This is a genomic window from Microlunatus sp. YIM B11417, assembly GCF_059617205.1.
This window is the reverse complement of sequence record NZ_JCAMPJ010000001.1, coordinates 280,287-302,128: the sequence shown is the minus strand read 5'-3', so window position 1 is coordinate 302,128 and position 21,842 is coordinate 280,287. Positions and strand designations below refer to the sequence as shown.

Here is a 21,842-nt window from a genome sequence, read left to right as displayed (position 1 = left end):
GTGAGCGCGAACCCGGGCTGGTATCCGGACCCGGGCGGTGTCCCCGGCCTGTTCCGCTCCTGGGACGGCGCCCGCTGGGCCGAGCAGACGTCGACCACTCCCGGACCGGCCGAGCCGCCTGCCGCAACCTCGCCGGAGTCGAGGCGGCCGCGCCGCCGCCGATCGTCCATGATCATCGCCGCGGCCGGTGCCGGCTTGGCGTTGATCATCGTCGCCGTCCTGGTGATCATCAACCTTGCCGGCGGTCCCGGCGCCGCCGGCCCCGCGGGGCGACCGGGCTCCGCGGCCCCCGACTGTCCGCCCGCCGACTCCGGCGGTCCCGACGCAGCGCCGAGCCTGGGCGCCGACGGCCGGGTGCGCAGCGGGCCGCTCTCGTACCCGGCCATCGGGGAGCCCTGGTCGGGACCGCAGCCGGAGGACCGGGTGCCCTACGGTCACGGCCTGGTCGCCCAGTTCGCCACCGCCGAGACCAACACCCGGAACGGACACCTGTGGGCGTCCGCCGTGGTGATCGGCGAGCTCCGCTCGGGCGACGGCTTCCTCGGGCCGGAGCAGGCCGCGCTGCTGATGGCGGAGTGCATCACCGGCACGCTGTACGGCGACAATCGTATCGACACCGCGATCAAGATCAGCGAACCGGCGACGGTGAACGGGCACGACGGCTGGCGGCTCGAGGCGCGGCTGGCGTACGACGTCGCGGGCGTGCGGACCAAGGGCGAGACCATGATCATCCTGATCGTCGACGCCGGCGTCAGCACCGGCCTGTTCTACGCCGGCCTGCCCGACACCGTGCCGCACCACCTGGAATCCGCCCGCGAGGCGCTGGCTGGACTGCGGGTCGAATCCTGACGAATCCTTGACATGGAACGGGCGGCTGACCATGCTTCCAGTCATCTGAAACCTCATTCCACGTTACCGACCGACGCTGGTCGGCGTGCCCACGGAGGTGTTCCATGATCATCCGCTTCCTGTCCGGCCGGGCCGGGGCCGCAATCAGCGGCTTCACCGCGGCGGTCCTACTCGGGATGTTGCCCGGCTCGGTGCCGACCGCCTCGATCGGCGGCTCGCTCCCCCTGGTCGGCGACGAACTGGTCTCCGGTGACGGCGCCGCCCCGGACGGGTACGCCTTCGGCAGCGGTTCGCAGTGGAACGTGCTCAACTGGGCACCCGGCGAGCTCGCTGCCGTACCGTCGTCGTTCTCGATGAACACCGTCGACAAGACCGGTCGCACGGTGAAGAAGATCTTCGTCGGCAGCCAGGCCAACCCCGACGTCGGTACCGCCGAGTCGGTCAACAACATGGCGTTCTCCCACGACTCCGGCAAGACGTTCCTCGACGTCCGCCGCAATTACCCGTTCTCCGCGCTGAACATGGCCCGGCTGCGGGACGGCACGCTGATCTCGATCGAGTTCATCCCCGAATGGACCGACGCCTCGCACACCACGACCGACCTGAAGCTCTGGCCCTCGACCGACGAGGGCGAGACCTGGAAACCGAGCCGGGGCACCTTCACGCCGTCGCCGGGCCGCACGATCGGCCCGATGAGCAACGGTCTCCGGGTGCACCGCCGGGTGCTCGAGCTGGCCGACGGCACCCTGCTGGTGCCCGCCTACACGGCGTTCAAGGAGACGCTGCCCGGCTGGACCAGCATCGTGCTGCAGTCCACCGATCGCGGCAGGACCTGGACGATGCGGTCCGAGATCCCGGCGCCGGGCTCGGGGACGCCGCAGCGACCGGGCACCAACGAGGTCGGCTGGACCTACACCTCCGACGGACGGCTGATGGCACTGCTCCGGGAGACCGAGCAGCCGCAGGGACCCGGTGAGGGCGCGCTGGCGTACCTCTGGGCGGCGTTCTCCTCCGACGACGGCAGGACCTGGACCGACGCGAAGCCGATCACCGGGCCGGACGGGAAGAAGGTCAACGGCATCTATCCCGATCCGGTGCTGCTGCCCAACGGCATGCTGCTGCTGGCCACCGGCCGCAGGGACGTCCGGGCCCTGGTGAGCTACGACGGCACCGGCAGGACCTGGGACGCCGAGACGACCCTGTTCGCCAACTACCCCTCCGAGGGCTTCAACGGACGCTTCGACGGGACCAGTGGCAACACCAGCCTGGAGGCGGTCGGCGGCAACCGGGCGGTGCACTTCTTCGACCAGTGCCACGTCTGGGGCTGCGGCGCGTACAACCAGCAGTTCGGCATCGCGGCGCGCTACGTCGGCGCCGTGACGCCCGGCACCGGCAGGCTCGACCTGGCCCGGCTGGTGCAGGACAAGCTGGCCACGATCACCGGCGACCTCGGCGCGGCCGACCCGGTGCACCCCGAACGCCGGCCGGCCGGCATCGTCGACGGCAGCACCGAGTACGGCGCCGACGCGGTGATCAAGGAAGCCACCCGGCCCGGCGAGTTGATCATGAAGCTGGACCGGGCCTACCCGATCGGCCGGATCGGCCTGATGCTCGGGCACGGGGAAGCCCAGTCAGCGCAGGTGTTCCTGTCCGCCGACGGCAAGGAGTGGGGCCGGCCGGTGATCACCGCGACCGACCGCTCCGACCGCGCCCTGCGCTACACCGATCTCGCTCCGAAGTCGGCGCAGTACGTCAAGATCAGGTCCGGCAGCCCGAAGCAGCTCACCGTCACCGAGCTCGAGCTGTACGCCGCCGGCATCGACACCTTCGAGAACGAACTCCCCTTCGCGGTGCCGCGGGGCTGGTCCGACGCGTACGGCAGCTGGGTCACCGACGTGCCGGACAACCTGGCCTACTCCGACATCGGCGGCCACCGCAGCTCGACCGCGCTCCGCCTCTGGGACAAGTGGACCGACCGCGAGGCCAAGATCAGCAAGCGCCTCGACCCGAGCGCCGAGCTGACCCTGGCGATGGACTGGGCGACCACCGACACCCGCGCCCCGTTCACCCTCCGCGCCGAGGGCCGGCAGGGCTCCGACTCCGTGACCCCGTGGGAGTTCCGCCTGGTCAACGGCGCCAAGGCCACCGACCCCTTGGTCGTCCAGCAACGCGTCGGCGCCGACTGGAAACCCCTCGGCAGCCTGCCCCGCGTCATCCCCGCCCGCAGCTACGTCCCGCTGTCCCTGAAGGCCACGCCCCAGACCGCCACCCTCACCGTCGACGGCAAGTCCTTCCCCGCCATCACTCCCGACGGCACCGTCGAAACCTTCGACCGGATCACCCTGACCACCGGGGATCCGGCCGCCTACGGCGGCATCTACTACCTCGACAACGTCCGCTCCTGAACCCGCCGACCGGTCAGAAGAGCAGGCGTTCTGGCGGCGTGTCGCTGCGTTGGTGACCGGTCGATCGGGCTGGCGGCAGCATCGGTGAAGCGAGCCAGGGTCCTCCCGGCCGGACCGTGGTCGGGGCACCAGAGCCCCTCATCGGGAACGGACTGCTCGAGCGACGTACCTGGCGGTCGAGGCGCGCCAGACCGACGGATCGCGCCAGGATGGATCGGTGTCCGGTCCGAGGATCGACCACATCCGTAGTGCGTACCACCCGAGGGTGATGGCCTCGAGTCGGTTCAGAGCGGCGTCGCTGCTGATCGTCGGCAGACCGAGGGCGGCGCGTCGCTCAGCCATGAGAGGGACCAGCCCTTGCCAGCCGATGCGACCCGGATCGGAGTTCAGGACTTGGCAGTAGGCGGCTTCGAACGCCCAGGGCATCAGGCTTGGTTCGAAGTCGATCAAGACCGCGTCGCTGAGCTGAGGCGCCGGCGTACGCATGAGTACGTTGGCCATGTGTAGGTCTCCGTGGCAGATCTCCGGCGGGCAGACGTCACACACGAACGACCAATCGTGATCGAGGCGGTCGATCAGGGCCGCTGCTGGTCCGGGCGCGCCGCGCGCCATCGCGGAGCGTATCCAGGCGGCGACGTCATCGACCGTCGTGACCTCGTGGGGGCCGGTGGGATGCTGACGGGCCCATCGCTGGAACCGTGCGCCGACGGCCATCAACATCCCGAACTCGAGACCGTCCCAGCCCGAATGAAGACCGCCGGGCAGCCGCTCGGTCAGGATCCAACCGAGCTCGAGATCGCCGAGTTGACTCCCGCTCGCGAACAGCATCGGTGCAAGGTCGGGGGCGTCCTCGGCGATGGTCCTCAGCCACCATCGTTGCGACGGTGACACGCCGACCTTCAAGATCACGTCGGCGCCCGAAGCTGCCCACGTTCCGGCGAAGTGGAGACCGCTGGACCCCCATTCCGCCCCGAAGACCGCGAGGTCGGCCAGGTCGCGTAACGCGGGTTCGGCACGGGCTCGATGATGTATGAGAGCGACCGCTTCTGGATCATCCCGAACCCGGCCGTCCGCGCGGACGAGCGATGATCCGGCCGGTGTCGCGCTCAACGCCATGGCTGACATCCTCGCCGTAGCGGATGGGACGCTCAATCGAGTTATGGGCTGGCAGCTTGCGAAGCGGCGGGTCAGTGCCGGAACGGGGCGGCGAAGCGGAACGGGCCGCGAAGATCCGGGTCGTACGCCGCGAGCGGCCGTGCCTGGAAGTGGTCTCCCCATTCCGGGTCCGGGGATTCGATTCCGAGCGAGGAGGCGGGCACGAACCCGAAGCGGCCGTAGTAGGCCGGCGAACCGAGGAGCACCACGACCGGCTCGCCCAGCGCGTCGGCGGCGCCGAGCAGCGCGTGGACCAGCGCCGAGCCGATCCCGTCCCGCTGGCGTTCGGGCGATACGCTCACCGGTCCGAGCCCGAGCGCGGGCCGCCCGGCGAGGTCACCGCGGGTGGCCACGAGGTGACCGACGATCTCGCCGTCGCGTCACCCCCGCCCTCGACCGGCCTGATCTGGACATCGAACGGCGTGCAGAAGCGGCCGTTTTCGCATACCCGTCGACCTCTACGCCGCCCGTAGAATCGAGATGACCTCAACGGCTCGGGAGCTGATGCCATTCTTCCGCCGGCGGCCGAAGCCGCCGAAAGTCAACAAGTACATGGTCTTCACGTCCGACGAGGCACTACAGGAGTGGAAGAACGGTCTCGCCGATGCGGGGCTGACCCAGATCGGCACGAGTCATCAACCCCAAGGCACCTACGAGCAGTGGAACGGGTCCGACGCCGAAAAGGCGAAGGCATGGCTGCGTGAGCGCAAGATCGATCAGGAACTCTTCTACGTGGTCGTGCAAACACCCGACGGCGTCTGGGGCGCCGACATCGAAGGCCTCTACCTTGAGAAGCTGCGACCTTGGCAGCTGGACCTGGCGAGTGCCGAGACCACGGCCGAGATCGTCACACTGATCAACGGCGCCTACGGCATCGAACTTGCTGCTGTCGGTCGCGCCGACAACTTCATCGTCGAGGTCGCGTGCGGCAGGTGCGAGCGGACCTGGCTGGACGGGGTGCGCTATCGCGGGCTGACCCTCGTGCGGTGCCCGCATTGTGACGCCGCCAACCGGGTTGACTCGACCAACATCATCGTCACCTGACGCCTTGACGGCAGGCCAGACCGACGGAACCAGGTCGACATCCGATAGGGCGTGCGTTGTGCCCTTGGCCACGGACCCGTACAAACACCACTCCCTGAACCCGGCCTGACGGGGTCAGGAGCCGCAGGAGGCGAGGCCGAGACGGGACTTGAGCTGTACGACGCGGGTGGCGGACTCGGTGATCCGGCGCTCGAAGGCGGGGTCGTCCTCGGCCTTGTCGGCCACCGCTTCGGCCATGTCCTCGGCCTCGCTCGGGTCGCCGATGATCATCAGGTCGCCGCCGGCCTGGATGAACCGGACGGCTCGTTTCTCCGGGGTCAGGTCGGAGACCGCTTCCGCGGCCAGGTCGTCGGAGATCACGACGCCGTCGAAGCCGAGGTCGCCGCGGACCAGGTCGGTGATGATCTTCTTCGAGAACACCGCCTGATGGTCGGGATCGATCTTCTCGTAGTACGCGTTCGCGATCATGATCATGTTCGCGCCGGCGTCGAGGCCGGCCCGGAACGGTGCGAAGTCGGGGTCGTCCGGGCGGGTCTTGGTGTCGGTCACCTTCGCGGTGAAGTCGGTGTTGCCGCGGACCTTGCCGAGACCCGGGAAGTGCTTCAAGGACGTACCCACTCCGGCTTCGGCCATGCCCTCGACGAACGCCGCGACCTTCTTGCCGACCCGGTCCGGATCGGAACCGTAGCCGCGGTCGAGCCCGGCGATCGGTTCGTTGGAGTCCGCCAACTCCTTCGGTACGACATCGGCGACCGGCGCCAGGTTGACGTCGATGCCAGCCTTCTTCAGGTCCTTGCCCCACCTCTCGGCGTTCTTGCGCAGTTCACCGTCGGACTGGTCGGCCTGTTCCTCCGCGGACGGGATCTCGTCGAACCCGTCGCCGGCCAGCCGCTGCACCTGGCCGCCCTCCTGGTCGGCGGCGAGCAGGACGCCGATCCCGGGCGGCGCCTTGATCGCTCCCCGCGCGTCGGTGGTGACGCCTTCCACGGCCTTGCGGCCCGCCTCGGTGTTGCCGAGCAGCAGCACCGAGCCGGCATGGACGTCGTCCAGGGTCTCCCCGGCCGACGACGACAGCCCGCTCGAATCGATGGCGACCATGAGCAGCTGGCCGACCCGCTCGTCGAGCTCCAGGCCCTCCACCAACGCCGAACACTGCGCGACGCTCGGCTTCGGCGTCCCCGGAGTGCTCGGGGTGCCCGGCGTCTCCGGACTCGCCGAGCCGGACGGGGACTCGGTGGCCGGTGCCGACCCGGACGGCGTCGAGGAGCCCGACGGCACGGTTGACCCACAGCCCGCAAACCATCCGAAGAGTGCCGCAACGGCCAGCCCGGCCGCCACCCTCCGGTTCCTGAGAATCATCACCAGGCCACCTTAGGAGGGTGGCGCCCGTTTCACTCTGCGGGCGGGCCCACGACCGGCAGGCACCGCGCCAAATACGATCGGCTGCGACAGGCACCACCGTGCCCGTACCCCTTGAATTCGTGAGACCTGGAGGAACCCATGTCGAGCATCAGCAGTGTCGGGCCACGCACCCTGGCCGACACCCTTCCCGGCGGACTGGTCCGCAACATCGCCCTGGTCCTCGGCTCCGCCGGCTTCGTCGGCCTGGCCGCCCAGGTGAAGATCTTCCTGCCGTTCACCCCGGTGCCGCTGACACTGACGACGTTCGCCGTGCTGCTCACCGCCGCCGTCCTGGGCGGCAACCGGGCCGCGCTGTCGCTCGGCCTCTACCTCGTGCTCGGCGTCGCCGGCGTGCCGTGGTTCTCCGGGCAGGCCAGCGGCTGGGCGTTCGCCTCCTTCGGCTACATCGTCGGCTACCTGCTCGCCGCCTATCTGGTCGGCCGGTTGGCCGAGCGGGGCGCCGACCGTACGCCACTGAAGACCGCCGGCCTGATGGCGCTCGGCAACCTGGCCATCTACGCGGCCGGCGTGCCGTGGCTGATGGCCTTCCTCGGTGCCGACCTGGGCAAGGCGCTCATGCTGGGCGTGGTGCCGTTCCTGATCGGTGACACCATCAAGCTCGTGCTCGCCGCCGGACTGCTGCCGGCCACCTGGGCGCTGGTCCGTCGCTCCGGTCGGGACTGAGCTTTCCGCATCACGGCAGCCGACTTCGCGATCACGGAGTTCCGGCCCGATTCGAGTGTGACGATCGCCACCCACCGCGGGTCCCCCTGGAAGCGTGAGGACACGACCGAAGTAGGATTGAACTTCGGTCGAGTGCGGGCACGATCGACACGAGCACTTCTAACAGCGTGCACAGAATCGGGTTCGAGAGGATGTTGCGTGGCGTGACGGCGCAGAGCTACCTCACCAGCACCGGTACCCCTTGCCTTTCGCTGACCCAGTTCCGGGTCCGCCGGGTGTTGGAGTCACTGCCGGGTGTGATGGTGTGGCTGACCCTTGCTGCACCTTTCGTGCTGTGGTCCCAGGTCCCCCACATCGCACACTGGCTCCTCCCGCTCTACGTCGTCTACTGGATGATCCAGTACGCCAACCTGGCGGTCCGCCAGGTCTGGGAGTTCGTCCGGATGCGGTTGCGCAGCCGCGCCGACTGGCTCGTCCAGGCCCGGGCGAACCACGGCGACGACCTCGACCAGGTGCACCACCTGGTCGTCTTCCCGACCTACAGCGAGTCGCCGGAGATCCTGCGCCAGTCGATCGGCGCCATCGAGGACGCCAACTACGACCCGCGCGCGATCACCGTCTGCGTCACCTTCGAGGAGCGCTCGCCGGTCTGGACGCCCGAGGCCATCGCCGAGTTGGAGTCCCGGTTCCGCGGTTCGTTCGCGCGCTTCCTGACCACCCGGCACCCGGACGGGATGCCCGGCGAGGAGCGAGTCAAGGGCGCCAACCTCACCTGGGGCGCTCAGTACGCCCGCGACGTCCTGCACCAGCACGGCTACACCGACGACCAGGTGATCGTGTCCGCGTTCGACGCCGACACCCGGGCCAGCCGCGACTACTTCGCCGCGCTCGCCGACACGCACCTGAGCAACCCGAACCGCGACTACGACGCGTACCAGCCGATCCTGTTGTTCCACAACAACGTCTGGGACGTGCCGGCCGCGTCGCGGATCGTCGGCTCCATCGCCACGTTCTGGACCATGGTCGACTCGACCCAGCCGCACCGGATGAAGATCTTCTCGTCGCACGCGATGGGGATGACCGCGCTGGTCAACGTCGGCTACTGGTGCAAGACCGTCATCCCGGACGACTCCCGGCAGTACTGGCGGATGTTCTTCGCCTTCGACGGCCGCACCGTGGTCCGGCCGCTGCACACCCCGGTCTACCTGGACGCGGTGCAGGCGGAGTCGTACCAGAAGTCGCTCAAGGAGCAGTACCTGCAGCTGCGGCGCTGGTCGTACGGGGTGATCGACTTCACCTACATCGCCGAGCAGAGCCTCAACTCGCCCAAGATCAGCTTCTGGACCAAGGCGATCCAGCTGAGCCGGCAGTACCTGCAGTTCCAGTTCTGGGCCACCACGCCGCTGATGCTGTTGATCATTCCGCGACTGGTCGGCGAGCTCCACCCGCTGCCGTTCGACCTGGTGGCCGGCTTCATCAGCCCGCTGGTGACCGCGATCTCCAGCGTGATGTCCACCATCGTGCTGCCGATCGGCCTGACCGTCTCGGTCGCCGTCGCGACCCTGCTGTTGCCCAAGCGCCCGGCCCACAAGCCCTGGTGGTGGTCGCTCAAGGTGATCGGCGAGTGGCTGCTGATGCCGGTGATCGTGCCGCTGTTCATCTGCTTCCCGGCGATCGACGCGCAGACCCGGTTGATCTTCCGCCGGTACCTGGGCTTCCGGGTCACGGTCAAGGAGCGCACCTCGATCCCCGCCGGTTCCGAACTCGCCTGATCGCCCTCTCCTCGGGGCTTGACGCCGGGGCTTGACCGGGGCGACAGTCTCGGTAGGAAGTTTTCGCACCGGCGCGAGGATGTGGGCAAATGTTGCGTACTCGGGGTTTGCTGCTGCCGTTGATCATGGCGCTGGTCGCTCTGCTGCCGGCGCCCTGGCCCGCGTCGGCCGCGGTCACCGAGCCGGCCGACATCACCTTGCAGCGTTGGGATTCCCGCCGCGATTTCGTACGAGGAGCGTCGGACAACCTGCGCTTCGACCGGAACGGGTCGCTCGTGGTCCGGTCCGGGACGAAGACGGCGACCTACACGGACCCGTTCGGCGACGGCACGGCCCGCAGCTACGACGTGGGCAGCTGGACCTCGCCGGTGGTCGAGCTCGGCTACGCCGGGGACGAGGCGGTGGCGTCCTGGAACGCCCGGACGCCGACCGGCACGTTCGTCGAGACCACGTTCCGCGGCCGCAAGCTCGACGGCTCCTGGACCAAGTGGTACGTGCTCGGCCGCTGGGCCTCCGGCAACGACTTCGCCGCCGGCGACATCCACCGGACCTCGCTGAACGGCCAGAACGACCAGGACGCGGCGATCTACACCGACACGTTCTCGGTCCGCACCGGCAAGGAGATCGGCGCCTACCAGGTGCGCGCGACGCTCTACCGGCCGCGCGGCGCGACGGCGACGCCGAGCCTCGACGCGCTGGCCGTGATGAGCAACGAGTACATCGGCGGCTACGACCGGCCGACCAGCGCCTTCACGCTGGGCCGGCAGGTGGAGCTCGCCGTGCCGCGGTTCTCGCAGAACATCCACCGCGGCGAGTACCCGGAGTTCGGCGGCGGCGGGCAGGTCTGGTGCTCGCCGACGTCGACCTCGATGGTGCAGTACTCCTACGGCGATGATCATGAGGTGCCGGCGTCGGAGCTGGCCGGCATCGTCGCGCCCAACGGCGATCCGCAGGTGCCGTACGCGGCGATCAACACCTGGGACTACACGTACGAGGGTGCCGGCAACTGGCCGTTCAACGCCGCCTACGCGCACCGGTTCGGGCTGGACACGTTCGTCACCCGGCTGCGCTCGCTGGCCGAGGCGGAACGCTTCATCGCGGCCGGCATCCCGGTGATCACGTCGCTGAACTGGGAGCTCGAGGAGATGCCGGAGGCCGGTTACGAGACCGACGGGCACCTGATGGTGATCATCGGCTTCACCGCCGACGGCGATCCGATCTTGAACGACCCGGCCTCGAACAGCAACGACGCCGTCCGGAACGTCTACACCAGAAGGAACTTCGAGCGGGTCTGGCAGGACTCGACCGACGGGATCGTCTACATCTATCACCCAGCCGGCGTCCCACTGCCCGCTCACGTCGAGGGCCTCACCCCGAACTGGTGAGCCCATCACCGCGCCCCCGACCCTGTCGACGACCGAACCACACCACCGAGACGTGTCACGATTTCTCTTCGCACCGGGCGTTACAACGTTGCACCGGCCCGCGGTGGCCGGTGCCAAGAGCAATCGCGACATCGGCTCAGGAAACGTTGCGGCCGACCGGGGCGCTCGCCCGGCAGCTCTGTCGGACCGCGGCGAGCAGGGCTTCGGACTTGAGCAGGGCCTCGGCGTACTCGTCGTCCGGGTCGGACAGCGTGATCACGCCGCCGCCGACGCCGATGGTCAGTTCCTCGTCGTCGCGGGAGACGAGGGTGCGGATGATGACGCTCAGGTCCGCGGTGCCCGAGTAGCTGAAGTAGCCGAGCACGCCCGAGTAGATGCCACGCGGGCCGCGTTCCACCTCGTCGATGATCTCGCAGGTCCGGTGTTTCGGCGCGCCGGTCATCGAGCCGGGAGGCAGCGCGGCCCGGACGCAGTCGACGGCGTCCAGGCCCGGCTCGAGGTCGCCCTCGATGGTGCTGACCAGCTGGTGCACCGACGGGTGCGACTCGACGACCATCAGTTCGGGCACCCGGACCGAGCCGAGCCGGCAGCTGAGCCCGAGGTCGTGCCGGAGCAGGTCGGCGATCATGAGGTTCTCGGCCCGGGTCTTGGTCTCGGTGCGCAGGCGCTCGGCCGCCGCGGCGTCTCGGATCGGGTCGGGGTCGCGCGGAGCAGTCCCCTTGATCGGCCGTGCCTGCACCCGGCCGTGATCATCGATCTCGAGGAACCGTTCCGGCGACGAGCTGAGCACGGTCGCCGACCGGAGTTCCAGGTAGGCGGCGTGCGGGGCGGGGTTGAGCCGGCGCAGGTGCCGGTACAGCTCGGCCCGGCCGCCGCGATACTCCAGCCGGCGCTGGAAGGTGAGGTTCACCTCGTAGCTGTCGCCGCTGTGCAGGTACTCCTGCACCTGCCGGTACGCGGAGCGATACCACTCCCGGTCCGGCTCAGTGAGCTCTCCCAGCCGGCCGTCCCGGAGCGGCTCGCCGGCCGGGCCGGTGTCCATGATCATCGTCTCGGCCCGGCCCAGCCAGCCCGGTGCGCCGATCCCGGCCGCGTAGCAGCGCCGCTCGGCATGATCGAAGGCGAAGAACTGGTCCAGCCGGCCGAACTCCGCCTCGCCGCCGCGACCCGGCTCCGGGTAGCCGAGATAGCCCAGATAGCCGCCCTGGAAGGGAAACGGCGCGCCGGACCGGGTCCGACGCGCGTCCAACCGCGCGGACAGCTCCGCCAGCACGTCGGGCGCCGCCGGATCGTCGTAGCGGCCGGTCAACACCTCGTCGGGTGCGCCCAGGTAGGAGAACCGGGACCGTGGCCCGACCCGGGCTGCGTCCAGCCAGCAGACCGGCCCGCGACCGGCGAAGTGGGCGACGAACACGTCCTCCGGCTCGCGCCACGGGAGCTCCCGGTACTCCAGGCCGCCACGCTCCCCGACCACACCTCCCGCACGCTCCCCGGGCACACCTCCCGCATGCTCCCCGAACACCACAGCCGCACCCGCACGCTCCCCGAGCCCCCCACCCGCACGCTCCCCGAGCCCCCCACCCGCACGCTCCCCGATCCCCCCACCCGCACGATCCCTGAGCTTGTCGAAGGGCAAGCCGGCTGACATCGGGCCCGACCCTTCGACAGGCTCAGGGAGCGGCGCAGCCCACACCTCACCCGACCCTTCGACAGGCTCAGGGATCGCCGCAGCCACCACCCCACTCGGCCCTTCGACAGGCTCAGGGTGCGGCAGGCCGAGGAAGTTGATCATGAGATCGCGGCCGTGCTCGGCGGCGACCGACTCGGGGTGGAACTGCACGCCGTGCAGCTCGCGACTCCGGTGCCGCAGACCCATGATCACGTCGTCGTCCGCAGCGCGCGCCGTCACCTCCAGCTCGGCCGGCGGGTCGACGACGGCGAGTGAGTGGTAGCGGACGGCCCGGAAATCCTGTGAAAGTCCGCTGAACACGCCTCGCCCGTCATGCCGGACCCGGCTGATCAGCCCGTGGTGCGGCCGGACCTTGATCACCGAGGCGCCGAACAGCAGCCCGAGCAGCTGATGGCCGAGGCAGACGCCGAGCACCGGCCGGTCGGTGTCCATGATCAACTCGGTGAGCCGGCCGACCCGGCGCGGATCGGCCGGATGCCCGGGGCCGGGCGAGATCACCAGATGCGAGTAGCGGCGCGGCTCGACGGGTTCGTCATGATCGACGACGTGCGGCGGCCGCCCGGTCAGCCCGCCGATCAGGTGGTACAGGTTGTAGGTGTAGGAATCGTCGTTGTCGATCAGCAACACCCGGGGCCCGGACACAGGAGTCGTCTACGCCCGGTTCCGCAGCGGCAGCGCGAGCAGGGCGTTCTCGACCAGCTCCGCCATCGCGGGATGGATCCAGTACTGACCGCGAGCCATCCGGTGGGCCGGCAACCCGAAGCTCATCGCCTGGATCAGCGGCTGGATCAGCGACGACGCCTGCGGGCCGATCAGATGGGCGCCGAGCAGCAGCCCGGTGTCGGGGTCGGCGAGCAGCTTCGCGAAGTGGTCGGTGTCCTCCATCGCCCAGCCGTAGGCGATCGACGCGTACTCCTGGATCGCCGTGACGTAAGGGATCCCGCGCTCCTCGGCCTGCTGTTCGGTGAGTCCGACCGCGGCCACCTGCGGCTCGGCGAACACCGCATGCGGCACGTACCGGTGATCGGCGTCGATCATCGCGTCCGGATGCAGCAGGTTGTGCTGCACCACCCGGGCCTCGTGGTTGGCCACGTGCTTGAGCTGGTGGTGCGAGCAGACGTCGCCCAGCGCGAAGACCCCTTCGGCGGTGGTCCGCTGATGATCATCGACGACCACGTACCCGTCCTGATCGACCTCGACCCCGGCCGCCGCCAGGTTGAGCGTGTCACCGTTGGGCACCCGGCCGATCGCGACCAGCAGGACGTCGGCCTCGAACCGGTGCTCGGCCCCGGTGGCGTCGGCGGCGATCACCGCGACCCGGTCACCGTCGAGCGGCTCGACCCGGCGGACGGCGTGCTGCAACCGGAGGTCGACCTTGCGGGCGGTCAGCTCGGTGAACCGGCGGGACACGTCGCGATCCTCGTTGCGCAGCAGGGTTTCCGACCGCTGCAGGATCGTCACCCGGGTCCCGTACGCACCGAAGATGTGGGCGAACTCGGCGGCCACGAACCCGCCACCGACGATGATCATGGACTCCGGCAGCCGGTCCAGCCGCATCACGGTGTCCGACGTGTGCACCGTCACCTGATCGAGGCCCGGCACGTCCGGCAACACGGCCCGGCTGCCGGCGGCGATCACGTACTTCTCCGCGGTGATCACCTCGCCGGTCCCGGTGTCCAGCGTGCGCGGTCCGACGAAGTGGGCCGGCGCGCGGAACAGGGTGATGTTGTCGCTGTCCTCGCGGTACTTCTCGCCGCCGGCTGAGATCGCGTCGATCCGGCCGAAGATCCGATCCCGGATGTCGGCCCACCGGACGCCGTTCAGCTCCAGGTCGACGCCGAGCCGCCGGGCGTCCTCGGGCGCGCCGGCGAGGTCGGCCGGATAGACGAACATCTTGGTCGGAATGCAGCCGACGTTGAGGCAGGTGCCGCCGTAGACCGGGTTCTTCTCCACGATCGCGATCTTCTGGTCCGCGAACCGCTCGTCCGGGATCGAGTTGCCCGAGCCGCTGCCGATGATGCACAGGTCGAAGTGACGCACGACCCTATCCTGCCTTCTGCCGGAGATAGGCCTTCCGGGTGTCCGGATCCAGGCGCTCGATGGCGTACCGCAGCGCGGTGCGGGGCATCCGGCCCGCCCAGCGGTCCAGGAACGCCCGCAGCTCCGCCTCGTCGACCCGCTTGCCGGCCTCCCGCAGCATCCAGCCGACCGCCTTGTGGATCAGGTCATGCCGATCGTCCAGCAGCGCCTCGGCGATCCGGTACGTGTCCGCCGTCACCCCGGCCAGGATCAGCTGATGCGTCGCCACCATGGCGATCCGGCGGTCCCAGAGCAGCGCCGAGCGGGCCAACCGGTCCAGCAGGGCATGATCACCGCCCGGATCCAGGATCCGCCCGCCGACGATCGGACCCGCGCTGACATCGACCAGGTCCCAGTTGTTCACCCGCTCGGTGTTGGCCAGATAGAGGTCGGCGACCGCGGCCCGCTCGGCGGCGTCGCCGCGCCTGGCCCGCTCCGACCACACCACCAGGCAGGTCAGCCGATGCTCGTGCACCGGACTGTGCAGCAACGGCAGCAGGTCGGCCGGGTCCGCCGCCACCCGGGAGTAGGGACGAGCGAGCACGCGGAGCCGACTCAGCGTGACACCGACGAACACATCGCCTTCGCCGTAGCCGCCGGGCCGCACCTGGAAGTACTTGGCCAGGGCGGCGGCGCTGGCCGGATCCGCCTCGGCGGCGATGCTCTCGATCAACGGATGCGCCACGGGGGCCATCCTAGGAGGGCGGTGTCGCCACCCTCCTAGGCTTCCGCCATGAGGCTCTCCCCGTTCGCCGGCCTGCTCGGCGGGCTCGCCGTCGTCCTCGCCTGGGGTGAATGGGTGAACTGGCGCGCGGCGCGGGCACTGACCGGGCCCGATCGCGGCGGTACGGAGGTGATCATCTGCCTCGGCTACCGGAACCGGGACCCGGACCGGGCCAACGCACTGAACCGGTGGCGGGTCCGGGCCGCACTGCGCTCGCTCGACCCGGCCTCGCCGGCAAGCCGGGTGATCATGTCCGGCGGCAGCAGGTCGCCCGGGCGGACGCCGGCCGAGGCCGCCCTGATGGCCCGGTACGCGGTCGACGAGCGCGGCTTCCGCGGCGACCTCGTGCAGGAGGTGCGCTCGCGTACCACCTGGGAGAACGTCGAGCGCTGCCTGCCGTTGATCGGTGACCCGGACCGGATCAAGATCATCTCCAATCCCCTGCATGCGTTGAAGGCGCGCGGCTATCTGCACCGGCAGGCGCCCTCGCTCGCCCGACGGCTGGTCCGCGGCCGGGAGTACCGGTTCGGCGAGTGGATCGCGCTCAAGCCGGTGTTCGCCCTGTACGGACTGCGGGCGCTCCGCCGGTCCCGTCGCACATCGTGAGATGCCGATATTCCCTAGTGCACCACCATGCATTATGGGCTCATGAACGCTCCGGAACCGCCGCGCCTCGATCTGGCGTCGATCGCCCTGCGCCTGGCCGCACAGACCACCCTCTGGCAACCGCAGATCAAGTACGACCCGCTCAGCCGTCACTACGCCCGGCTCGCCGCCGCTGACGACTACGAGGCCTGGCTGCTCACCTGGCTGCCCGGCCAGGGCACCGACTGGCATGATCACGGCGGCTCCGCGGGCGCCTTCGTCACCGTGCAGGGGACCCTGACCGAACGGCACGCCTGGCTGAACACGGCCGGCACGCCGACGATCCTGCCCGAGGAGCGACGGCTCTCCGCCGGATCGCTGCGCTCGTTCGGAACCCGGCATGTCCACCGGGTCACCAACGACGACCTGGAACCTGCGGTCAGCGTGCACGTGTACGCGCCGGCCCTGGTCACCATGACCACCTACCGGCCGGACGGCGACCGCCTGATCGCGACCTCGTCCCAGCTCGCCGGCCGGAACTGGTGACCGCCACCACCCGGCGCAGCATCGACGAGGTGCTCGCCGAAGCCCGAGCCCGGCTGGACCGGGTGACCCCGGAGCAGGCCGACCGCGCCGCGGCCGAGGGCGCCGTTCTGGTGGACATCCGCCCCGCCGCCCAACGTGCCGAGGAGGGTAGCTGGCCGGGCGCGTTGATCATCGAGCGCAACGTGCTCGAGTGGCGCTTCGACCCCGCCAGCGAAGCCCGACTCCCGATCGCCTCGTACGACCTCCCGGTGATCATCTTCTGCTCCGAGGGCTACACCTCGTCCCTCGCCGCCGCGTCGCTGCAGGACCTCGGCCTCACCCGGGCCACCGACGTGATCGGCGGCTTCAAGGCTCGCTAGGCGAAGCGGTAGAGCCTGCGCGCGTTGTCCACGCGTACCGCGCGTGCCTCAGCCTCCGTGCACCGCGCCAGGATCAGGTTGACTGCGTCGACATAGTCCGGATAGGACGCCCACAAGCGATCCAACGGCCAGTTACTGCCCAGGACACACCGGCCCGGCGTGAACGAGTCGAGGCAGTGCTCGACCCACGGACGCAGACTCTCCGGCGCCCAGCCGGCTCGGTTCATGCCGAGTCCGCTGATCTTGCAGTGGACGTTCTCGGCCTCGGCGAGCGCGGTGATGCCCTGCTTCCAGTGCTCGAAGTACTCAGGGCTCGCGGTTTCGCGGGGATAGCCGAGGTGCTCCAGAACGATCACCGCCGACGGTTGCTCCCGGGCCAGGTCGCGGGCCTTGATCATGTTCGGCCAGGCGCAGTCCAAGTCGAGCAGCAGCCCTCGATCGGCGAGGCGGGCCACCCCGCGGCGCCAGGCCGGGTCGGCCAGGTAGTCACCGCGGCCGAAGTCGCGCACCCCGCAGACCAGTGGCGAGGCGAGGTGGCGATCCAGTTGTGCGTCGACATCCGGAGCTGCGAGGTCGAGCGACGCGACGATCATCAGCGGGATCGGCCCGATCGCTGCCATCTCCGTCAGCCACACGGTCTCCAGCACCGGGTCCGGCGTATCCACGGCCGCCTGAACGTGGACCGCGGCGACCGTACCGGCGAACCGAGACTCGGCGTGCAGCGCCTCGAGGTCGTACCGGATCGACTTCATCTGGTCGATCGAGCCGAGGATCGGATGAATCGCCTCCGGCCCGAGCCAGTCGTAGTTCACCTCCGGATTGCGCAGATCCCAGAAATGCACATGGGTGTCGATCCACTCCGGCCGGTGCGGCATCCCGGAGACGTCCATCATGATCAACTCCTGGCTGGGGAGGGCAAGATCGACAGGCACTGCTCGCGGTATCCGATGGTAGTGAAAACGACGACTCGTCGGGGACGCCCCATCGAACCGACCCGGTGGGCGGGACGCCGCCGCTCCGACCAGGAGGCGAATCTAGAATGACGGTCACCATCGCCGAGAGGATGATCGTGGCCGCCGACCTGCCCGAGACGCCGACCCCCGCCACCCGCCTTGCCGATCTGCTGCCACCCGCCGCGGTCGCCGCGGCCCTGGCCGAGCAGCAGCTCCCACGACTGGCTCCGGCCGCCGGCGATCATGATCGCTGGGCCGAGGTCACCGAGGCCGACCGGGCCGAGATCCTTGCCACGGCTGAGGAGTTGGCGGATCGGCCGTGGCCGATCCTGCTGGCCGGTGAGTACGCGCGGTTCCACCAGGAGGGCAACCGGGTCGGCTACGAGGAGCCGTACTTCGAGCGCCGGACCCGGCTCACCGCCGTCACCCTGGCCGCAGCCCTGACCGGTGATCAGCGGTGGGTGACCGAGGCCGTGAACGGGATCAGCCTGATCTGCGACGAGTTCGCCTGGACCGTGCCGGCCCACTCCTGGAAGAACCGGGAGCGGAACAGCGCGGTGCCGTCACCGGACGACTGTGATCTTGACCTGTTCGCTGCCGAGACCGGCTCGGTGCTGGCCTGGACCGATCATGTGCTCGGCGCGACCCTGGACGAGTACGCCTCGACGATCCGGCCGCGGCTGCGGGCCGAGGTGAATCGGCGGGTGCTCGAGCCGTACCGGACCCGGCGGGACTGGCACTGGCTGACCACGTCGATCAACAACTGGAACCCGTGGATCCACTCCAACGTGCTCGCCTGCACGCTGCTGCTGGACGTCGCGCCGGAGACCCGGGCCGAGATCGTCAGCCTGACCGTGGAGGGCCTGGATCTCTTCCTGGACACGTATCCGGTGGACGGCGGCTGTGACGAGGGCGCCTCGTACTGGGGCCGGGCCGGCGGCTCGCTGGGCGACTGCCTGGCCCTGCTGCACGACGCGACCGGCGGCCGGCTGAACGGTTTCGCCCACCCGAAGGTGGCACCGATCGCCCGCTATCTCCCGGCGGTCCACATCGCCGACGACTGGTACGTCAACTTCGCCGACGGACCGGCCCGGCTGCGCGAACGGACCCTGGCCGCCCCGGTGTACCGGCTCGGCGTGCACACCGGCGACGACCTGGTGCTCCGCCATGCCGGGATGATCAACACCCGGGGTGGCCGGCTGATCGGACGACTGGCCTCGTTCGGCCGCGTCCTCCAGGTGATCTTCACGCCGGAACTGCGGGAGACCGGGCCCGACCGTCCGGCCGACGGTGATCATTTCTGGTTCCCCGACACCGAGGTGATCACCGCCCGGCTGGCCGGGCTCACGCTCGCCGCGAAGGGCGGCCACAACGCCGAGTCGCACAACCACAACGACATCGGCAACGTCGTGGTCGCGGTCGACGGGGTGCCCCGGGTGGTGGACATCGGCGTCGGAACGTACACCCGGCAGACGTTCAGCCCGGACCGCTACCAGATCTTCACGATGCAGAGCGAGTATCACAATCTGCCGGTCGTCAACGGGTACGGCCAACTGCCCGGTCATGATCACCGCAGCCGTGGCATGACCGCGGAGGTGGCCGCCGACCGGGTGCAGTCCGTGCTCGACCTGGCCGACGCCTACCCCGCCGAGGCCGGCCTCGAGTCCTGGATCCGCGACACCACACTGACCGCCGAGGGCGCGGTGATCACCGACCGCTGGCGGCTCACCGCGACGCCCCGATCCCTGATCTGGCACCTGATCGTCAACGGCACCGCGACCATCGAGACGGGTTCGGTCCGGGTCGCCGGCGACGACGGCCGAGGCGTGATCATCGGGCATCCCGCCGGTCTCACGTGCACCGCCGAGCCCGTACCGCTGCCGGATCCGCGGCTGAGCCAGGTCTGGGGCCCCGAACTCACCCGGCTCACGTTCACTGCCTCGCCGGACCTCCTGCAGCCCGCCGGCGAGGTGTCCCTGACCGTCAGCCCCGACGCTCCCTGAGCTTGTCGAAGGGCAGGGGACTCAGCCCTTCGACGGGCTCAGGGCACGCTGACGCCCACGCCGCCGCGGGTGTCCCGTCCGTAGCGTTCGATCTCGGCGGGAAGGTCGAGCGGGGCGACGGTCATCTGCTCGTCCCCGGTCAGGCGGTCGGCCGGCACCAGCCAGACGATCTCGAACTCGAGGCCGTCGGGATCCTTGCCGTACAGGGATTTCGTCGTGCCATGATCGGAAGTTCCGACCAGCGCACGCGCGGCCGCGAGCCGATCCCGGGTCTCCTCGAGCTCGCCCAGCGTGCCGACCTCCCAGGCGAGGTGATAGAGCCCCGCCCCCTGCGCCGGCCGGGCGCCACTCCCCTGGAACAACCCGAGATCATGATCATTGGTCGAGTCCGCCGCCCGCAGGAACGCCGCCCCCGGCAGCTCGGCGATCACGACGAAGTCCAGCACCCCGGTGTAGAACTCCACCGAGCGAGCCAGCTCGCCGACGTACAACACCGCATGATTCAGCTGGTGAATCCCCATGACTGCTCCAGATAGTTAATTGAGACTTCAACTAATCCTACCAGGCGTTCCTGGCGATCTGCGGCTCAGAGCTATGGCTACAATTGATCCCAATAAAGTAGCCAGGAGGCCATGATGGAGATCGGGATCCGCGAACTTCGGGACACGTTGAGCCGCCAACTCGCCGCCGTGCGGTCGGGGCGCACCGTCACTGTGACCGATCATGGTCGTCCGATTGCCAGGATCGTGCCCGTCGATCAACCGACGCGCCTGGAACAATTGCGGGCTGAAGGTCGCGTCAAGCCTGCCAGGCGACGCAAGCGGCCGGCGCCGGATCCGGTTCCTGCGACGGGCACGGTGAGCGACCTGATCGGCGATCAGCGTCGGTGATCGGCTATTTCGACACTTCGGCCTTTGTGCCACTTCTGGTCGCGGAGCCGACGAGTGAGTTGTGCCGGCGGTTCTGGAATGATGCCGACGACGTGGTGTCGTGCCCGATCATGTACGTCGAAGCGGCCGCGGCACTGGCGCAGGCGCAACGGATGGGCCGCCTGACACAGGCTCGACTGGAGGCCAGCCTCCGACTCCTCGATGAGCTCTGGTGTGAAATGGACGTGATCGACATCGATCAGTCCTTGCTGGAGCGGGCAGCGATCCTGGCCCGCCAGGCCGGGCTCCGTGGATACGACGCCGTCCATTGCGCCGCTGCCGAACAGATCAAGGACGACGACCTGGTCGCCGCCACTGGGGATGCCAGACTCTTGAGCGCCTGGCACGCGGTGGGTGTGGCGACGTTCGACACCAACGGGCCGGCGACCTAACGCAGTCCGGCCAAGGTGACCGCGGCTCGGTAGCGGCGGCGGGTGGTCGGCTCGTCGACGGCGGTGCCGGTCTCCGCCGCACGAGCGAGTGGGGTGGCGAGGCGGCGCAGCGCTTCGCGGGCGAGGGTGGCCCGGCCGGCCTCGGGGGCGGCGCCGTAGGCGGCGAAGGCGGCCTCGAGTTCCGCTCGGTCAGGGTTCCGGCCGTGCAGGGAGAAGAAGTAGACGGCGGAGCCGAGGCCGAGCAGGGCGCTGTCGTGGTACGGGGTGAAGTCGATGATCACCATCGTGTCGTCGGCCGGGTCGAGCAGGACGTTGTCCGGGCCGTGGTCACCATGCACGAGTTGCCGGCTCGGGCCTGGCTCCAGGACCTCGGCCGCCTCGCGCAGAAACTCGAGGAGCCGTTCGACCGGGGCCGGGTCGAGGCCGAGCTGCTGGTGCCGGGCCAGCAGGCCCGGGAGCTCGGTGATCAGGTAGTCGGGGCTGACCACCCGGGTCCAGGTCGTGTCGCGGGTGGCCAGTTCGGGCGGGACGTCGAGGCCGGCCAGTGCGCGGTCGTACTCGGCCAGCTGGGTCAGGAAGCGCCGGGTCAGCTGCGGCTCGGGGGCGACCAGGATATCGCCGGGCAGGAACTCCTGGACGGCGTGGCCGGTGCTGGCCAGCAGCGCTCCCGACCCGCTCCGCAGCTGGCGGGCCTGCCTGATCCCCAGGTCGTTCAGCCGGAGCTCGACCCGGCTGTACAGCTCGACGTCCAATGGATCCCAGGGCTTCTTGATCACGAAGTCGCCGGCCGCGCAGGTCAGCCGCAGCGCGTTCGGTCCGCCGTCGGGGAATGGGCGGCTCTCGTACACCCGCCCAAGATCGAATTCTCGGGCGACGGTGTCGAGCAC

At 69.6% G+C, this 21,842-nt stretch carries 21 protein-coding genes; 12 read left to right on the top strand and 9 right to left on the bottom strand.

Going from position 1 to position 21,842, the window contains the following annotated elements:
• Entirely contained in the window at positions 1-849 is an 849-nt protein-coding gene (locus AC6CCG_RS01465; RefSeq protein WP_496652664.1) for a DUF2510 domain-containing protein, read from the top strand.
• Between the two features lie 104 nt (positions 850-953).
• Complete coding sequence (locus AC6CCG_RS01460; protein WP_496652663.1) at positions 954-3,254, top strand: exo-alpha-sialidase; 2,301 nt, start codon at positions 954-956, stop codon at positions 3,252-3,254.
• A gap of 138 nt (positions 3,255-3,392) precedes the next feature.
• Here the strand turns inward: AC6CCG_RS01460 and AC6CCG_RS01455 are convergent, their stop codons facing one another.
• Together AC6CCG_RS01455 and AC6CCG_RS01450 are read right to left on the bottom strand one after the other, a co-directional pair.
• On the bottom strand, positions 3,393-4,370 hold the full coding sequence (locus AC6CCG_RS01455; protein ID WP_496652662.1) for a phosphotransferase: 978 nt from the start codon (positions 4,368-4,370) through the stop codon (positions 3,393-3,395).
• A 71-nt stretch (positions 4,371-4,441) separates the two neighbouring features.
• Entirely contained in the window at positions 4,442-4,777 is a 336-nt protein-coding gene (locus tag AC6CCG_RS01450) for a GNAT family N-acetyltransferase (RefSeq protein ID WP_496654377.1), read from the bottom strand.
• 112 nt (positions 4,778-4,889) lie between these two features.
• Here AC6CCG_RS01450 and AC6CCG_RS01445 point away from each other — a divergent pair, with 112 nt between their 5' ends.
• The gene (locus tag AC6CCG_RS01445) at positions 4,890-5,453 is read left to right on the top strand and encodes a hypothetical protein (protein WP_496652661.1); all 564 of its coding nucleotides are present in this window, start codon (positions 4,890-4,892) and stop codon (positions 5,451-5,453) included.
• A gap of 114 nt (positions 5,454-5,567) precedes the next feature.
• Here AC6CCG_RS01445 and AC6CCG_RS01440 read toward each other — a convergent pair whose 3' ends face one another.
• Positions 5,568-6,731 carry a glycoside hydrolase family 3 N-terminal domain-containing protein gene (locus AC6CCG_RS01440; protein WP_496652660.1) on the bottom strand — a complete coding sequence of 388 codons (1,164 nt, stop codon included), beginning with the start codon at positions 6,729-6,731 and terminating at the stop codon, positions 5,568-5,570.
• A gap of 222 nt (positions 6,732-6,953) precedes the next feature.
• Between AC6CCG_RS01440 and AC6CCG_RS01435 the strand changes: the two genes are divergently transcribed.
• From AC6CCG_RS01435 to AC6CCG_RS01425, 3 genes are all read left to right on the top strand, one after another.
• Positions 6,954-7,538, top strand: a complete 585-nt coding sequence (locus tag AC6CCG_RS01435; protein ID WP_496652659.1) for a biotin transporter BioY — start codon at positions 6,954-6,956, stop codon at positions 7,536-7,538.
• A gap of 203 nt (positions 7,539-7,741) precedes the next feature.
• Positions 7,742-9,310: a glycosyltransferase family protein gene (locus AC6CCG_RS01430; protein ID WP_496652658.1), complete on the top strand. Its 1,569-nt coding sequence runs from the start codon at positions 7,742-7,744 to the stop codon at positions 9,308-9,310.
• A gap of 89 nt (positions 9,311-9,399) precedes the next feature.
• Positions 9,400-10,695, top strand: a complete 1,296-nt coding sequence (locus AC6CCG_RS01425) for a C39 family peptidase (protein WP_496652657.1) — start codon at positions 9,400-9,402, stop codon at positions 10,693-10,695.
• 136 nt (positions 10,696-10,831) lie between these two features.
• Here the strand turns inward: AC6CCG_RS01425 and AC6CCG_RS01420 are convergent, their stop codons facing one another.
• From AC6CCG_RS01420 to AC6CCG_RS01410, 3 genes are read right to left on the bottom strand one after another with little or no spacing between them, the layout of a single operon-like run.
• Positions 10,832-13,027, bottom strand: coding sequence for a chorismate-binding protein (locus AC6CCG_RS01420; protein WP_496652656.1), 2,196 nt, complete (start codon positions 13,025-13,027; stop codon positions 10,832-10,834).
• A 9-nt stretch (positions 13,028-13,036) separates the two neighbouring features.
• Positions 13,037-14,425, bottom strand: a complete 1,389-nt coding sequence (locus AC6CCG_RS01415) for a mycothione reductase (protein WP_496652655.1) — start codon at positions 14,423-14,425, stop codon at positions 13,037-13,039.
• Between the two features lie 4 nt (positions 14,426-14,429).
• On the bottom strand, positions 14,430-15,149 hold the full coding sequence (locus AC6CCG_RS01410; RefSeq protein WP_496652654.1) for a DNA alkylation repair protein: 720 nt from the start codon (positions 15,147-15,149) through the stop codon (positions 14,430-14,432).
• Between the two features lie 48 nt (positions 15,150-15,197).
• Here AC6CCG_RS01410 and AC6CCG_RS01405 point away from each other — a divergent pair, with 48 nt between their 5' ends.
• Genes AC6CCG_RS01405 through AC6CCG_RS01395 form a run of 3 tightly spaced genes read left to right on the top strand, consistent with a single transcriptional unit; the run spans position 15,198 to position 16,678 of the window.
• Positions 15,198-15,794 carry a YdcF family protein gene (locus tag AC6CCG_RS01405; protein WP_496652653.1) on the top strand — a complete coding sequence of 199 codons (597 nt, stop codon included), beginning with the start codon at positions 15,198-15,200 and terminating at the stop codon, positions 15,792-15,794.
• Positions 15,795-15,836: 42 nt separating this feature from the next.
• Positions 15,837-16,319, top strand: coding sequence for a cysteine dioxygenase (locus AC6CCG_RS01400; RefSeq protein ID WP_496652652.1), 483 nt, complete (start codon positions 15,837-15,839; stop codon positions 16,317-16,319).
• Positions 16,316-16,678 (top strand): rhodanese-like domain-containing protein, encoded by a 363-nt coding sequence (locus AC6CCG_RS01395; RefSeq protein WP_496652651.1) that lies wholly within the window; start codon positions 16,316-16,318, stop codon positions 16,676-16,678. Before AC6CCG_RS01400 ends, AC6CCG_RS01395 begins: the two co-directional genes overlap by 4 nt.
• Here the strand turns inward: AC6CCG_RS01395 and AC6CCG_RS01390 are convergent.
• On the bottom strand, positions 16,675-17,610 hold the full coding sequence (locus tag AC6CCG_RS01390) for an amidohydrolase family protein (protein WP_496652650.1): 936 nt from the start codon (positions 17,608-17,610) through the stop codon (positions 16,675-16,677). The genes AC6CCG_RS01395 and AC6CCG_RS01390 overlap by 4 nt on opposite strands.
• A 107-nt stretch (positions 17,611-17,717) precedes the next feature.
• Between AC6CCG_RS01390 and AC6CCG_RS01385 the strand changes: the two genes are divergently transcribed.
• Complete coding sequence (locus AC6CCG_RS01385; RefSeq protein WP_496652649.1) at positions 17,718-19,634, top strand: heparinase II/III domain-containing protein; 1,917 nt, start codon at positions 17,718-17,720, stop codon at positions 19,632-19,634.
• A gap of 38 nt (positions 19,635-19,672) precedes the next feature.
• Here AC6CCG_RS01385 and AC6CCG_RS01380 read toward each other — a convergent pair whose 3' ends face one another.
• Complete coding sequence (locus AC6CCG_RS01380; protein WP_496652648.1) at positions 19,673-20,155, bottom strand: VOC family protein; 483 nt, start codon at positions 20,153-20,155, stop codon at positions 19,673-19,675.
• A gap of 111 nt (positions 20,156-20,266) precedes the next feature.
• On the opposite strand from AC6CCG_RS01380, the gene AC6CCG_RS01375 reads away from it, so the two are divergent.
• Together AC6CCG_RS01375 and AC6CCG_RS01370 are read left to right on the top strand one after the other, a co-directional pair.
• Positions 20,267-20,524 (top strand): type II toxin-antitoxin system Phd/YefM family antitoxin, encoded by a 258-nt coding sequence (locus AC6CCG_RS01375; RefSeq protein WP_496652647.1) that lies wholly within the window; start codon positions 20,267-20,269, stop codon positions 20,522-20,524.
• Positions 20,521-20,955 (top strand): type II toxin-antitoxin system VapC family toxin, encoded by a 435-nt coding sequence (locus AC6CCG_RS01370; RefSeq protein ID WP_496652646.1) that lies wholly within the window; start codon positions 20,521-20,523, stop codon positions 20,953-20,955. The genes AC6CCG_RS01375 and AC6CCG_RS01370 overlap by 4 nt, the downstream gene beginning before the upstream one ends.
• Here AC6CCG_RS01370 and AC6CCG_RS01365 read toward each other — a convergent pair.
• Positions 20,952-21,803 carry an aminoglycoside phosphotransferase family protein gene (locus AC6CCG_RS01365; RefSeq protein ID WP_496652645.1) on the bottom strand — a complete coding sequence of 284 codons (852 nt, stop codon included), beginning with the start codon at positions 21,801-21,803 and terminating at the stop codon, positions 20,952-20,954. The two genes, AC6CCG_RS01370 and AC6CCG_RS01365, sit on opposite strands and share 4 nt — an antisense overlap.
• Positions 21,804-21,842 lie beyond the last annotated feature (39 nt).